This window comes from Pseudoalteromonas sp. A22 (assembly GCF_018141345.1).
GTDB classification, from domain to species: Bacteria; Pseudomonadota; Gammaproteobacteria; order Enterobacterales; family Alteromonadaceae; genus Pseudoalteromonas; species Pseudoalteromonas maricaloris.
The window spans coordinates 2,703,821-2,718,181 of the sequence record NZ_CP047238.1 but is presented as its reverse complement, the minus strand read 5'-3'; the positions used below and the strand labels follow the sequence as shown (position 1 = coordinate 2,718,181).

Below are 14,361 nucleotides of genomic sequence, written 5' to 3'. Positions count from 1 at the left end.
AAAATAATAAGTGCCTAACCGCCTGCGATTTTCACTTTGAAGCCTTGGCCTTCTAATAATTGCTTTAGCTTTTCTCTGTCATCGCCTTGAATTTCAATAACGCCTTCTTTAACTGCACCACCTTGACCCATTTTTGATTTAAGCGTTTTTGCCAATTTCTTTAGATCATGCTGTTCATTATCGATGCCAACGACAAGCATAACGCCTTTGCCTTTGCGCCCTTTAGTTTGTCTTTCAATACGAACGGCGCCGTCTTTAAAAACTTTCCCTTGAACTTCTTGCTTTGGCTCTTTGGTGTCAATACGGCCTACATCTGTGGAGTACACAAGTCTTGATTCTGACATTGATTCTGGTCCTCTTGCGGGTTCTTTGCAGAGATCATAGCAAAAAGCAGATTAGATGTTTTTTATTTTTTGCTAAATGGTTTTTAAGCGTTATATTTAAATTGGTGAGGGGAAACAAATCAAAATAATTTAGGAGCTTAATGATGAGCTTGAGTAAAAACGCTTCTGCTGACGGTAAGACATTAACCATTCAAATTAGGGGCAAGTTCGACTTTAATTTGGTGCAATCGTTTCGTCAGGCGTATGCGGAGGTGAATGATCAAACCGAAAAGGTTGTTGTTGACCTGCGTGAAACCGACTATATGGACAGCTCCGCTTTGGGTATGCTGTTAAATATGAAAAAAACACTAGGAAGCTCAGTTTCCAGCATTCAAATTAGTAATTGTCGTCCACAACTTAAGAAAATCCTCCAGATCTCTCGTTTTGATAAGAAGTTTGATATTGACTGATCGCCGATAGATTAGCCCCTCATGAATATCTTGGTAGTCGACGATCAGGTATTAAACTGTAAGCTGCTTAAGGCAATGCTTGAGCAACAATTTTATACCGTTTTTTGTGCGCACAATGGTCGTGATGCATTAAAAATTCTTGAAAGTCAGGACATCGACATCGTGCTGCTAGACGTTGTCATGCCCGTAATGGATGGCTTTGAGACTGCCCCCAAAATAAAGCAATATGCAGGCGACGTATATCTCCCCATCATCTTTATCACTGCGCTTGAAGATCAAAGTAGCTTTGAAAAGTGTCTCGCTGTAGGAGGTGATGACTTTATTCATAAGCCGTTTGATAAAGTCATTTTATCAGCCAAGATCAAAGCGCATGCGAGGACACGTAGGCTCAGCCAACAAAGCAACGAACAACGCCGACAACTGGAATATCACTATAACCAAATAGAGCGAGAGCACGAGATTGTTGAACACATCTTTAGTAATGCGCTTGCACAACAATCTGAATATCCTGAGATTTGTGAATACCACTTGTCACCCGCATCAATGTTTAATGGCGATATGTTTTTAATGGCCAAGAGCCCAATGGGTGGCTTTTATTGTTTACTGGGTGATTTTACTGGTCATGGTTTAGCAGCTGCGGTCGGCGCGCTTCCCGCATCGCGCATTTTCTACACTATGGTGCAAAAGGGGATGGCGGTTGGTGATATAGCCGTTGAGCTCAATACCGCCCTTAATGAGTTATTACCCGGCCACATGTTTTGCGCAGCAGCTATCATTGAATTGAGCAGCTCAGGGAAAAGTGTTTCTGCTTGGCTTGGTGGTTTGCCAGATTTATATCTGATTGACCAAAATGGTAGCCTTATTAAAACCATTGAGAGCCAACATATGGCGCTTGGCATTCTAGAAGTCGATGAGTTTGAACGTAACCTGCTGCATTTTGAAGTTAGCCCCGACCAACGCCTCGTAATGGCGACAGACGGTATCATTGAGTCTGAGTCTGAGCGGGGGGAAATGTATGGCGAACGACGGTTAAAGCGCTTGCTGGCGAGCCGGCAGCATATTTCCACGGATCAAATTATCTCTGAAGTTCGCGAGTTTTCTGGCAATACGGAGCAACAAGATGACTTAAGCATCGCGATTATTAATTGCGTTGCCAGCGAGTCAATTGTTTCTGCGCCTAACCATTATTCAAGTTTGCCGTTTAATATTTCGTTATCTTTAGATGCCAAGCAGATGAAAACGACAGATCCGGTACTTGAGCTGGTGGATTTGCTTAGTGAAGTTGACGGTATTTCGGCACATCGCTCTAACATCTTCTTACTACTCTCAGAGGCCTACAATAATTCTTTAGATCACGGTGTGCTGGGGTTAGATTCTGAGATTAAAAACAAAGAAGATGGCTTTTTTGAGTTCTATAGTCTGCGAGAGAGTGTTTTGAAGGAGCTAAAAGAAGCGCTCATTATTATTTCTGTGCGCTACAGCCCTGAAGAGCTAAAGTTATACTTCAACATTTGTGATTCAGGTAATGGTTTTGAATCAAGCGAACGCAATAAAGCGCAGCAAGAGCATAGCCACGGAAGAGGTGTTAGCTTACTTAACGAGATTGCCCAAAGCGTTAGCTACAACAGTGCTGGAAATGAAGTAGAAATGATTTATTCACTCACCTCTAAATCGGTCTAAATTCCACTCAAGTGTATGTCACCTCAGCTTTAGATTCAGTGTCTACTGGTATTGCTTTATGTACCTGTTTTTTAGTGTTGGCAAGGTTTAAAGAGCATGGTAAAGTTGCATTAACTTTAGATGTTTAGATGGCTAAAATGTCAGATTATATTTCATTGAGCGGATTATCTATCTCCCGCGAGTTGCTTTTGCTGCAATTAGAAAAACTAGATGCTTATATTGAGAAAAATTCAAGCCCTGCTGTGTGGTCATATCAGATCCCTGAGCTTGGGGAAGAAGGCGCTTGTAGCTTGTTTGGTCACCTTCAGGAAGCACCTTTTTTATTGAGTGACTACGTTGAAAAGAACATTGTGAATGAGCAATCGCTTGCCAAGCTGCAAACAATAGTGTCAGCGGTAGTTGAATTTACAGCTGTTGATTGGTTTGGCATATACCAAGCAAGAGCGACAAATGAAGGGAAACAACTTCTCAAATTAGCGTACTCTGGCGCGCCGAGTAGACCGCTATTCCCAATAACGGAGGCTTTTGCTGCTACTTCAAATAATATCCAAACGGTATTGAGTGCTAAAGCTCGAGTGATTAATGACATCCCTCAATATGTCGCCAGTGGAGGAGAGTACTACACTTGCGATCCAAAGGTGAAAGCAGAAACCTGTATGCCATTATTCGATGATGCTCAAAATTGTATTGGAATTATTGATGCAGAAGCGTTTTCTGAGTCATTTTTCAACGAAGAAATTTTAGCATTGCTTGCAGCTGCATGTACGAGAATTCCTGACTATTTACCCGAATAATTATCGGAATAGTCCGGCTGTAAACTTGACGCCTTTGTGGTGCTGCCAAGTTTACAAAAATGAATAAAATTCTAGATAAATATGGTAACTGAGATGCAAGTCTCTATGTTACCATCAAGTCTACTGGAATCGGGCGTCAGCCGCTCGAGTTTGCATTAATTAAAATAAAAGAGATAAGCCATGTTCTCAGAGCTAAAACCACTTCCAACAGATCCTATTTTAGGCCTGATGGCCGCTTATAAACAGGACACTAACCCAAACAAAATTGACCTTGGTGTAGGTGTTTATAAGGACGAGCAGGGAAACACGCCGGTACTTAGAGCGGTTAAAAAAGCGGAAGCGTTTCGTTTAGAAAACGAAACGACAAAATCTTATATTGGTTTGGCTGGTAACTTAGACTTCTGTCAAAAGATGGAAACACTGTTACTTGGAGAGCATAGTACATTATTGGCAAATCGCGTACGTACGGCGCAAGCACCTGGTGGTACTGGCGCATTACGTGTTGCAGCAGAATTTATTAAACGTTGCAACACTAATGCAACTGTTTGGGTTACGACTCCAACTTGGGCAAACCACATCAGCCTATTTGAAGCAGCTGGTCTAACAGTTAAAGAGTATCCTTACTACGACTACGAAAACAAAGGGTTGTTGTTTGATGAGATGATCAATGCGCTGAAGCAAGTACCTAAAGGTGATGTAGTACTACTTCATGCATGTTGTCATAACCCAAGTGGTATGGACTTAAATCAAGCGCAATGGAAAGTGGTTGCTGAACTTGCGAAAGAGCAAGGCTTTACGCCATTAATTGATATTGCATACCAAGGTTTTGGTACCAGCCTTGAAGAAGATGCACAAGGCCTTAGAACGGTTGCGGATACAGTTGATGAAATGATCATCTGTTCATCTTGCTCTAAAAACTTTGGTTTATACCGCGAGCGTATCGGTGCGTGTTCAATCATTGCAAAAGACAGTGCAACTGCTGATGTTTCAAACTCAGTATTACTTAGCGTTGTTCGTAGTATCTATTCAATGCCACCAGCACACGGTGCTGATATTGTAAATACCATTCTAAGCAGTACTGAACTTACGCAAATGTGGTACGACGAACTTGACGAAATGCGCGGTCGTATCAATGGTCTACGTACGTTAATCAAAGAAAGCCTAGCTGAAAAAGGTGTTGAGCAAGACTTCTCGTTCATCGACCGTCAGCACGGTATGTTCTCTTTCTTAGGTATTAATAAAGAGCAAATTGACAGACTACGCACTGAATATGCTATCTATATGGTAGGCTCTAGCCGTGTTAACGTAGCTGGCGTAAGCAAAGACAATATTGACTACTTTGCTGATGCAGTGGCAAGCGTGATTAAATAATACCACGCTACACAGCACAAAATAAAAAACCGCAGAACATGCGGTTTTTTATTTTCAGCCTAAACCACCCACTGAAGTAAGTGGTTATTATCATTTAGGCTTGCTTAATTTTGGTCACTTTATCTGGATCTGACGCTTTTTCGTTTTCAGATTTGTTTTTGGTATTGGCTTTTGGTGCTACTTTGCCACCTTTTAACACAGACACAAAGTCATCTTTTTGTTTTGCAATTTCAAGCGCTAGGGATTCAACTTGTTGTTCACTCAGCGGCACGTCAACTTTCGTTAGCATGTCTTCCAATGCTTCAGCTACATCTAGCATCTTATCATAAGCATCAGCTTCTTTTTTAGACGTGAAAGTCATACGCTCGACTCCATTTCTTTCAACAACATATTTGATGATAACGGCCATGGTTATTCCCCTAGTCACTGTTTTTTTATACAGTAAATCGAATCGAGGGATTAAGCAAGTTATTTTGAAAATTTTTCAAGTGCTGTTGAGTGAAGCAGAATTAATTAAATTCATTAAAAACAAAAGTTTAATGTTTATTTGGATTTTTGAAAGAATGAATGTTTTTTGACAAAGTCAATGTTCCAATCTTTATTTAAAAAGCTTCTGCAATCACTCACCGAGGTGAATGCAGTAAGCTTTGGATACTTTTTACGCACAAGGAGTGTATATATGTTCAATAAACCCACCATACTTTCTATTTTATTGGCGTTAGGTTTAAGCTGTTCAAGCGTGCTCGCAAAACCTGCGGAGCAAGCAAAGTCAGTCTCTCAAACACAGCAGCAAAGTGCTGTACTCGATATTAATTCCGCTGACGCTTCGGCGCTTTCAAGTTTACCAGGGATTGGTATTCGTAAAGCTGAAGCCATCGTAGAGTACCGTAAGAAAATGGGGCGCTTTAAAACAACAACGGAGTTGCTGGAAGTAAAAGGAATTGGGAAAGGAATATTGGCAAAACTGGAGGGGAAAATTAGAGTCTAGTCGTAGTTATTGTGTGCGAGCTTAGTTGCTCGCACACAGGTAGATTGAAGATCAGGGCTTATTCGAGGCGTTAAACTCAGCGATTGCCTGAGCTAACTTGGGTTTGCCAAACTGTATTTCCAGTGGTGTGGTCAGTAGCGGATAAATTAATCCTGCTACCAATAAGACAGGTAATAACAACCAGCCTTCAAATACGACCAATGAGGCAAAAAACGGTGTGAGCAGTAGCAACTTGGCTATTCTTAACACAACCTTTGTTTTTGCATCAAGGTGGCTAAGTGCAAGACGCAAAATCATCTGCTTGTCACGTAATTTAAACGCTCTCAGTTGCTCAATTTGGCTTAACCTAAAATGCATGAATGTGATATCTCAACTTCTTTTGGTAACGTGGAAAAATAAGAAAAGAATAAATGCAACGCTATAAAATGCAAAGATAATTTCCATCCATCCAGGCATAGATAATCCTGCAAAAGACCAATCTATGTTGCCGCAGTCACCCGTCGCAGCAAAAAAGCTTGGTAGCCATTCATGAAGCGGCATAAACGCAGGAAAGTTTGGTACAAAGTCACAGGTAAAAGCAAATGGATCCGTTGTGGTTTGCATGCTGATATGTTCACGGGCGATAAAATAACCCCAAATGCTGCCTACGCCCCACGAAACAAATGCCAGACTACGCAGTGCGAAAGAGCGAGGAGAAATCATACCGATTAAACCAGCTGCTAATAACCCCAACATAGCAAAACGCTGATAGATGCACATAATACAGGGCTCTAAACCCATACCGTATTGGAAATACAGTGCAACGGCTTCAAAAATAGCAGCGGATAGTGCTAGCAATCCCCAAGATTGCCTAGAGAGATGAAAAGATGAAATCTTCATTATAGAGAAACCCTTTTTGTTTTATTATGCTTTATCTGGCCGCGTTAGAGCAACCTTACTTCGCAGTGTGTGCTATCTTTGCGACGATTTTTCGACTCTTGTTACCTGCAGAAGTTCGAAAATATCAAAATAGACCACTTGATTAAGTCAATAGAGGTGAGACCGACATTATCAGTATTTCTATTCTGACGTATTTACTCATTCACTTTTCTCGAGGGCATCGATATGAAAAGTAGCACGCTCAATGGCTGAGCCATGTAAGATAACATATTCAATATCGTTATAAGCCGCGACTGACTGCAAAGGGTTACTATTTAAAAGTAATAGATTTGCCACTTTCCCAGCAGCGATACTGCCGTACTGGTTGTCTATTGCAAATGCTTTCGCATTATTAATGGTAGCAGCAGATAGCAAGCTAACGAGGCCTACTCCGGCTTGATCCATCATCGTTAATTCTTGATAAGTCGATAAGCCAGGTTGCGAGACATAAGTTGGTGCGGGTGGCGTATCTGAGCCAAGCAGCAAGGTTGCGCCATTTTTATATAGATAATTTAGTGCTCGTTGCCCTTGAGAGAAAACTTGCTCAAGTTTAGCGACCTTTTGTTGATTACTTACTTCACCCCAGCCTTGACCCATTTCTCGAGAAAACCAGCGACCAGGTTCACTTTGATACCAAGCAATTTGAGATGGAGGTAATACGGTACGATATTCAGACGAAAAGGTGAAGGTGTTGTCAGTCACTTTCGCCAGAGCATTCATCACATTTAATGTGGCTTGATAGGCGATGTCTTTTTCGATGATGGTATCCAGCACAGCTTTTACATTGGTTGGCAGTTCGCTTTCGCTAGGGGCTGTATTTGGCGCTAACCAGTTCCAAAGTCCATGCGCCATAACGTTGATATTGGCATCTACAGCAAGTTGTTGCATATCAATGGCATTCGCATGTGCCATTACGGGTAACTTCAATGAGTTTGCGGACTCGACTAATTGTTTGGCAGTTTCTTGGTTAATAAGCGGTATAGCACTGTTTTCTCCGAAGCCATCTTCAAAGTACAGTTTGGCACAAGTTGCACCGTCAGATTTCATTCGCGTTAAGGGTTGATCTCCTTGGTGAGCATGTGCTTGAGATGGCGTTAGCTCATGAGCAGGATCGCTGTGTTGCGCAGCAAAGTAGGGTTTATGTTGATGTAGCTTTGAGTAACTAAGGCCTTCTGCGTTGTACCCTTGGTAAACTGGCATTGCGCCACAAAAGTAGGCATCGGGTGCGGGGCCATTTGCTGTAAATTCGGTCATGCCGGTTGCAGTGTTTGACGGGTCAATAACTTGCGTGACGCCATAGTAAAGATAATTAGCGCCTTGCCGTTGTAAAAATGCTGCCTGCATTTGGCGAGCTCTAGGAGAAGTGTTAAGCAATCCCGGCATTGTTTTTAGGTGGACATGGCTATCGGTTAACCCTGGTATGAGGTATTGACCATGAGCATCAATAACCTTTGCTGCATCCGGTTTTTGACTTGAGTCAGAGACTTGTATAATTTTGCCGTCTTGGATGGTGAGCCAATGATTGGAAATGATATTGACTTGGTGCTTATCAATAGGATTTAAAATGGTAGCATTGTCGATACGAAGGTCCACTGCTGCAAATAATGCATGAGAAGACAGGGCGCAACAGGCCGCAAATATTAATGTTTGTTTTTTCATAATGAAAACCAGTTAGTGTCGTATTAGATGCCTTCGAGCATAACTGGCGAGATACTTTGTGTTTTAATTTTCATATAAATTAACTCTGAAATTTTTCTTAATTTAATTAAAACTATAATAATCAATAATATAAGGTGTTCTTGGGTTGAAAAATTTGCTTTTGGGAAATTGGCTTGTTGTGCCTAGATTGAACCAGATTGTGGAGTATCCGGCTGGCCGTGAATATACCGTCACCCCAAAAGTGATGAAATTACTGTTGGTGCTGATCGATGCGAAACCTGAGCCTCTGAGTATTGATACCCTCGTCGAGTTAGTTTGGCACCCGAAGGTGGTGTCTGACAATTCGGTCTATCAAGCTGTTGCGCAGTTAAGAAAGATTTTAAACACAGATCCGCAATACGAAGAATATATAGAAAGAATATCAGCTCAAGGCTACCGCATTCATCCAAACATTGCGCTTAGAGAGCATAAAGTGGCTGTGATGCCAGTGAGCAAAAAGCGAATTTGGCTGCTTGGTGTCACCATTACGTTGCTCGCTCTAATCGCTTTTTTTGCTTTTTATATTCAAACTGATCAAAAGCACAAGACACAAAACAACCCATATTTTGATGAGATCACTCTTGCCACACACCTATCCCAAAGTACAGCAGTGGAAGAGTTAGCGCGAGCGAAAACGATTTATCAACAAGTGTTATCTAAACAAAGTGATAATGTCGAGGCACTCAGTGGCTTGTGCAATGTCTTTATGGGGCTAAGTGTATATGGCGCGGTGTCAGAGTATGAATCGCTTGCTTTGTGTCGGCCATTGTTAGAAAAGGCACGGATCTTAGATGATACAAATATTGAAGTGATAACCTCTCTAGCACGCTTTGCGGTGATGGAGAGTGAAATTGAGCAAGCACAGGATTATTTTAAGCGCGGATTTGAGCTCTCAACCAAGCATGCTCGCCTATGGCATTGGTATGGTCGATTTCTTCGGGACCAACACAAAATACCCGATGCAATTGCTGCGCATAAACAAGCGTATCAGTTAGCACCAAACGATGCGGTTATTATCCGAGGATTAGCCTATGCCTATTTGAATTTTAGAGAGTTAGTGCTCGCTCGAAAATATTTTGATCGTAGCGTTGCCGTTGCTCCCCACACTAAAAACAATCCGCTCTATGCGCTAGACTTTTATCCGCTTAACCAGAATAGGGCAAGCCAATATTTGCTGTGGTACCAAAACAATCACATCAGTCATAGTAAATTGTACCCCGCGCAGCAATTGAGCCACATATTAGTGTTATTGAGTTTAGGGCGAGCAGAAGAAGCTGGGAAGCAATATCAGCAAGCCGCCAATTTAGGTTCAATTTCTACAGCATTTAGACTCTATGTTGAAGCCGGGATCGCATGGCGACAAGGTGATGTAGAAAAGGCTGAAGGACTCTTAAAGCAGCGATACGAGCTAGACTCAAAGGGTAATCATTATGTGATGCCTTATATTCTGGCTTTACTTGCACGGCAGAAAGTACAACCCGCGCTAACACTTTTTGAACAGCATTTTGCTGATATCGCGGCGCTTAAATTGCCAGAGGCAGGCAATGTAGGGCAATACCTTACTTATGCACTGATGCTGAAACGTACAGGTGAACAAAGCAAGCTCAAGCGAGTAACACAGTTGTTGGCACAATACCTTAATCAAGGAAATCAGCTAGATGCAGCTTTATCACCTTACTGGTTCGCACTTAACAATGAAGAAGCAGAAACACAACAAGCACTGGCACAGCTGCTCAATACTGGCTGGTTACCCGACTACAATGATAGTTTTTTTGCTACGGATCTTTATCTCGCTTTGACATCAGACCACGAATTTAAACAAGCATGGCTGAATAAGCTTGAAAGCAGACAGAACGAGCTCTAATACGTTTGGTTACTCAGGCATAAAGCTCGCTCTGTGATTTAAAAGTAGGGAGCGAATTTCTCTGGGTGCTTTCAATATGTGCAATACTGCTATTGATTATGCTTTTCACACATTAAAACTTCATCGCAGAATGGCAAACTACATGCCTTATAATTTGCGGTCAGAAAAATTACTAAACCGTTTGGGTTTTGAAAGAAGGGTTGGCGCATGAATACCTTAAAATTGCCGGTAAATGGGAAGATCATGTACTTACCCCTCTCACGAGCAATCAGTGTGCATCACATTGCAAGTAGCGTGCGAAGCGCTGTTACGCATTTTTGTGTTAGCTCCGCCTTTCTATACAAAAATACTTCACTACAATTTAGCGCTGTTGCGGCGTAATAAATATAAAACAATATGAGCAATCAACAACATTGGCAAAGGAAGTGGAGAAAAGTATTAGGAGAGTCGACTGACTCAATGCCTGATATCAGGGAGGATTATGCTCTTCATTTCGACATATGGAAACTGGATGATGAAAAGCTCGAAGCCTGCTTTTCAATATTTCCAAATGGCAAGCGAATACTTAAAAGAGTGAAAGAAGTCCGAAAAGTGTGTCCGCAATCTACAGATACTGATGATGAAACACTCTTAAGCAAGCTAAATCAACTCAATGAAAATGTAGAGATTGTGCTTCAAGCATTCGGCGATCAAGCACTTATTGAGTTAAATAGAGAAAAGTCTTGCACTGAGAAATGTCGTGTTTATCGAGGCAGTGGAACGCTAAGGTGTGAAGTGTTTAAAAATGCGGATCCACCCACCATACATTTAGATGATGCACTGTCTGAAATTATCAAGAAACACTGTGGTGGAGAAGGTTACGAAGCACTTTTCTTTTTAAGTGAGCCGCTATACCAATTGGCTGGTTGCGATTATACCGTTTCGCATTGGATAGCATGGGCAATGGTAGAAAACGAATACGATACCGAACCGTACTACGAAGCATTTGAGTTATACAAAATGAAAGCAGAGGCAGGATGGTCTGATGAGGAGCAATTTGTTTACATTAACAGCTCAGTGTTGAGCGAAGATGATCCCGTTATGGCCAAGTCTATATCGCCTTAAGTGAGTTCGAAGCCTCACACCGCGTAACAATCTCACCTGCATTAAACATGGCTATTTTCAGCTAGGGTGATTTGTAGCTTGTTAGTTGAGCTTCATCTGGTACAATCAGTGGATTAACAAGCACAACCTGCCAATCAAGGCATTGATGTAATAATAAAGTGGTGTGAGATGAGAATTTTCAAAGCCAAGAGCCCAGCTGGATTTGCTGAAGAATATATTGTTGAGTCAATTTGGAACGGCGAATTCCCTCCGGGATCCATTCTACCTGCTGAGCGTGAGCTTTCTGAACTCATTGGTGTAACAAGAACAACACTGCGCGAAGTATTACAAAGGCTAGCTCGAGATGGCTGGTTGACTATCCAACACGGTAAGCCAACCCGAGTAAATAACTTTTGGGAAACGTCAGGGCTTAATATATTAGAAACCTTAGCGCGTCTCGATGAAGACAAGATGCCTGAGCTGACCGATCAGCTGCTGTCAGCGCGTACCAATATTAGTGCTATCTATACGCGTGCGGCGATAAAATTCAATCCGCAGCGTGTTATCGATATTTTGTCTAAGCATGAAGAGCTAGAAGACACCGCAGAAGCGTTTGCCGATTATGACTACCAAGTTCACCATGAGCTGGCAGGTGCTGGGCAAAACAAAATTTATGTGCTTATTTTAAATGGCTTCAGAGGGTTATACTCAAAAATTGGTTGCCATTACTTTTCTGATTCAAGAACACGAGGACTGGCGAGACAGTTCTATGCAGATTTAACCAAACTGGCAGAAAATCAAGAACACGATGGTGCTATTTCATTGATGCGTAAGTATGGTCACCAATCGGGTGAAATTTGGCAGCAGATCCGCGGCGATATGCCAGAAAATATCATGGACTAATGTCCACTGAGTGATAGACATCTTAAAAAGGCTTCTTCGTGAAGCCTTTTTTGATCTCCGAATGGCATTTTGAGCGGAGGCATTTTTGTCTCATCGAATTTATAGATTGGTGCTATCGGTAAATTCGATTGTTAATTATGGCGCTTGCCAAATACACTAGGCGCAGTTTTTGGCGGTGAGAATGACAAAGAGACTTTGGTTATGAATTTAGCTAGGGTTGTTTTTTCATAAGCACGCCACAATATTATGAACAAGATATTTTGGTCTCGACACGAGATACCAAGATAAGATTGGAAATAAACCTAACTATTGGAGATAAAAATGGGTGTATTAGTAGGCCGCAAGGCACCAGACTTTACAGCAGCAGCAGTACTAGGTAACGGTGAGATCGTAGATAGCTACAACCTGCACGAGCGTATTAAAGGTAAAAAAGCGGTTGTTTTCTTTTACCCACTAGACTTCACGTTTGTTTGTCCTTCAGAGCTAATCGCGTTCGACAAGCGTTACGAAGAGTTCCAAAAGCGTGGTGTTGAAGTGATCGGTGTTTCTATCGATTCTCAATTCTCACACAACGCATGGCGTAACACTCCAGTAAACGAAGGCGGTATCGGTCAAGTTAAATACGATCTAATCGCTGATGTTAAGCACGAAATCTGTCAAGCATACGACGTTGAACACCCAGAAGCTGGTGTTGCTTTCCGTGGTTCTTTCCTAATCGATGCTGAAGGTAATGTACGTCACCAAGTAGTTAACGACCTACCACTAGGCCGTAACATCGACGAAATGCTTCGCATGGTTGATGCACTAGCATTCCACGAAGAGCACGGTGAAGTATGTCCAGCTGGTTGGACTGAAGGTAAAGCAGGTATGGATGCAAGCCCTGAAGGTGTTGCTAAGTTCCTATCTGAAAACGAAGGCGCACTATAATTTAGTGTCGACTTTATGATATCTCGCTGATATCAAAAAGAAACCCGCCAATTGGCGGGTTTTTTAATGGCTACTGATACCTCAATAGCTTTCTCAGGGTAAAACTTTGACTACTCGGCTACCTTGCCTACTTTAGCAAGTGCCATGCTAGTTAAAGTTGATAAACTGACCCAGTGATTTTATCAGTTGAATGCTCAGGTAAGCGGCAAATAAACTGATCACGGGAGTTGCGAGCAGACTCAGAAATTCGAGTTCATTAATCATTAGTCTCTTCCTTTTTTTCTTGCTCGTTGTTATTGGTTGTTTGAAACGCTTTCTCTAAAGACTGTTTGGTCTCAATTTTTATTTCTTCCAGATTCGCTTTGATTGACTCAGTGATAGCTTGCGTTACTTTGGTTTTTACTTCTTGAAGTAATGAAGCATCAATTTCTGCAGCTGTTGTTGTCATGCTTGCTGTAAACAGTAAAGTGGTCATGGTGATTTTCGCTAAAGTAGTCATAATAAGTTTCCTTGTAATTTGTTAGTCGCAATAACTATTACAAAGGTTGTGCCAAAATGAATTTAATTTTTATATTATTGATTTTTATGTATTTTAATTTTTTCTTGGTATAGGGGAGTTAATGGGGTGGTGAATTTGACCAGTGCAGGATGGGTGAAATGGCTAAGATTTAGTTAAATTTATTAAGGCTGGATTAAGCGAAGTAAGAAAGGATGAAGAACAATGTTTGGGCCGAATTAACGGCCAAAGTTAGGGTCATCAGGTAAATCAACCAAGATTAATACAGCCCCTTTACCGCCATATTCTAAAGGTGCTTGGTGCATCGCCAGTATATCTGGATGCTGGACAAGATACTGCGGTACTTTATGTTTAAGCACACGTTCACCAATTCCATGCACCACGCACGCACAAGCAATATGCTGCTTCTTACAAGCATGAATTAATGCTGCTAGTTCTTGTTTTACCGTTTCTTTATTTAGCCCGTGTAAATCTAGGATGAGTTCGGGCGCGTAGTCACCACGCCTTAGCTGCTTTGCTAAATAGCGATCAGCTCCGGGCTTTACGAAATTGATGGTTCCCGAGGTATCAATATCAGGAATATACTCGTCAGAAAAGTAAAACTCAGATTGCTGCTGCTTGACTTGTTGCTTCAGCTCAATGCTCTGAATTTTTTTCTTTTGTTTGAGCTGCACCTGATCTTGTTTGAGGGGTTTCACACCATTCAAAGACTCACGAAACATCGCGAAATCGTCATTTAGGTCAGCATTAGTGTTAGATTCTCTGTTCATGATGACATTTTAAATAAAAAAAGCATAAAAACCTAGCTTAAAAACCGCTACAATA

At 41.6% G+C, this 14,361-nt stretch carries 16 protein-coding genes and 1 pseudogene; 10 read left to right on the top strand and 7 right to left on the bottom strand.

Features of this window, described 5'->3' with window-relative positions:
• Nucleotides 1-14 precede the first annotated feature (14 nt).
• Entirely contained in the window at nucleotides 15-344 is a 330-nt protein-coding gene (locus tag GSF04_RS17060; protein ID WP_039497034.1) for a translation initiation factor, read from the bottom strand.
• Nucleotides 345-487: 143 nt separating this feature from the next.
• Here GSF04_RS17060 and GSF04_RS17055 point away from each other — a divergent pair, with 143 nt between their 5' ends.
• The 4 genes from GSF04_RS17055 (at nucleotide 488) to GSF04_RS17040 (ending at nucleotide 4,638) form a co-directional block, all read left to right on the top strand.
• Nucleotides 488-793, top strand: a complete 306-nt coding sequence (locus GSF04_RS17055) for an STAS domain-containing protein (RefSeq protein ID WP_010371095.1) — start codon at nucleotides 488-490, stop codon at nucleotides 791-793.
• Nucleotides 794-814: 21 nt separating this feature from the next.
• Complete coding sequence (locus GSF04_RS17050; protein ID WP_211858003.1) at nucleotides 815-2,473, top strand: fused response regulator/phosphatase; 1,659 nt, start codon at nucleotides 815-817, stop codon at nucleotides 2,471-2,473.
• 128 nt (nucleotides 2,474-2,601) lie between these two features.
• Nucleotides 2,602-3,267, top strand: a complete 666-nt coding sequence (locus tag GSF04_RS17045; protein ID WP_211858001.1) for a GAF domain-containing protein — start codon at nucleotides 2,602-2,604, stop codon at nucleotides 3,265-3,267.
• 180 nt (nucleotides 3,268-3,447) lie between these two features.
• Nucleotides 3,448-4,638 carry an amino acid aminotransferase gene (locus GSF04_RS17040; RefSeq protein WP_211858000.1) on the top strand — a complete coding sequence of 397 codons (1,191 nt, stop codon included), beginning with the start codon at nucleotides 3,448-3,450 and terminating at the stop codon, nucleotides 4,636-4,638.
• A 94-nt stretch (nucleotides 4,639-4,732) separates the two neighbouring features.
• Here the strand turns inward: GSF04_RS17040 and GSF04_RS17035 are convergent, their stop codons facing one another.
• Nucleotides 4,733-5,047 (bottom strand): YebG family protein, encoded by a 315-nt coding sequence (locus tag GSF04_RS17035; RefSeq protein WP_010606713.1) that lies wholly within the window; start codon nucleotides 5,045-5,047, stop codon nucleotides 4,733-4,735.
• A 270-nt stretch (nucleotides 5,048-5,317) separates the two neighbouring features.
• Here GSF04_RS17035 and GSF04_RS17030 point away from each other — a divergent pair, with 270 nt between their 5' ends.
• On the top strand, nucleotides 5,318-5,626 hold the full coding sequence (locus GSF04_RS17030) for a helix-hairpin-helix domain-containing protein (RefSeq protein WP_010371108.1): 309 nt from the start codon (nucleotides 5,318-5,320) through the stop codon (nucleotides 5,624-5,626).
• A gap of 51 nt (nucleotides 5,627-5,677) precedes the next feature.
• Here the strand turns inward: GSF04_RS17030 and GSF04_RS17025 are convergent, their stop codons facing one another.
• The 3 genes from GSF04_RS17025 to GSF04_RS17015 all read right to left on the bottom strand — a co-directional run bounded on the left by GSF04_RS17025 (nucleotide 5,678) and on the right by GSF04_RS17015 (nucleotide 8,203).
• Nucleotides 5,678-5,983 (bottom strand): hypothetical protein, encoded by a 306-nt coding sequence (locus tag GSF04_RS17025; RefSeq protein ID WP_017216140.1) that lies wholly within the window; start codon nucleotides 5,981-5,983, stop codon nucleotides 5,678-5,680.
• Between the two features lie 12 nt (nucleotides 5,984-5,995).
• Nucleotides 5,996-6,505, bottom strand: coding sequence for a disulfide bond formation protein DsbB (gene dsbB / locus GSF04_RS17020; protein ID WP_017216139.1), 510 nt, complete (start codon nucleotides 6,503-6,505; stop codon nucleotides 5,996-5,998).
• A gap of 198 nt (nucleotides 6,506-6,703) precedes the next feature.
• Nucleotides 6,704-8,203, bottom strand: a complete 1,500-nt coding sequence (locus tag GSF04_RS17015; RefSeq protein WP_211857999.1) for an amidohydrolase family protein — start codon at nucleotides 8,201-8,203, stop codon at nucleotides 6,704-6,706.
• Between the two features lie 145 nt (nucleotides 8,204-8,348).
• Between GSF04_RS17015 and GSF04_RS17010 the strand changes: the two genes are divergently transcribed.
• The 5 genes and pseudogenes from GSF04_RS17010 (at nucleotide 8,349) to GSF04_RS16995 (ending at nucleotide 13,019) form a co-directional block, all read left to right on the top strand.
• Entirely contained in the window at nucleotides 8,349-10,106 is a 1,758-nt protein-coding gene (locus GSF04_RS17010; protein WP_211857998.1) for a winged helix-turn-helix domain-containing protein, read from the top strand.
• A gap of 91 nt (nucleotides 10,107-10,197) precedes the next feature.
• Nucleotides 10,198-10,399, top strand: a pseudogene (locus GSF04_RS23410) (GCN5 family acetyltransferase); the annotation flags it as partial.
• Nucleotides 10,400-10,502: 103 nt separating this feature from the next.
• On the top strand, nucleotides 10,503-11,210 hold the full coding sequence (locus tag GSF04_RS17005; protein WP_249122407.1) for a hypothetical protein: 708 nt from the start codon (nucleotides 10,503-10,505) through the stop codon (nucleotides 11,208-11,210).
• Nucleotides 11,211-11,378: 168 nt separating this feature from the next.
• Complete coding sequence (fadR, locus tag GSF04_RS17000) at nucleotides 11,379-12,092, top strand: fatty acid metabolism transcriptional regulator FadR (protein WP_010371123.1); 714 nt, start codon at nucleotides 11,379-11,381, stop codon at nucleotides 12,090-12,092.
• Nucleotides 12,093-12,413: 321 nt separating this feature from the next.
• Nucleotides 12,414-13,019, top strand: coding sequence for a peroxiredoxin C (locus GSF04_RS16995; protein ID WP_010371125.1), 606 nt, complete (start codon nucleotides 12,414-12,416; stop codon nucleotides 13,017-13,019).
• 256 nt (nucleotides 13,020-13,275) lie between these two features.
• Here GSF04_RS16995 and GSF04_RS16990 read toward each other — a convergent pair whose 3' ends face one another.
• Together GSF04_RS16990 and smrB are read right to left on the bottom strand one after the other, a co-directional pair.
• A complete protein-coding gene (locus GSF04_RS16990; protein ID WP_045990797.1) occupies nucleotides 13,276-13,518 on the bottom strand; it encodes a hypothetical protein in 243 nt (80 codons plus the stop codon).
• Nucleotides 13,519-13,754: 236 nt separating this feature from the next.
• Nucleotides 13,755-14,306 (bottom strand): endonuclease SmrB, encoded by a 552-nt coding sequence (gene smrB, locus GSF04_RS16985; RefSeq protein WP_010371129.1) that lies wholly within the window; start codon nucleotides 14,304-14,306, stop codon nucleotides 13,755-13,757.
• Between the last annotated feature and the right edge of the window lie 55 nt (nucleotides 14,307-14,361).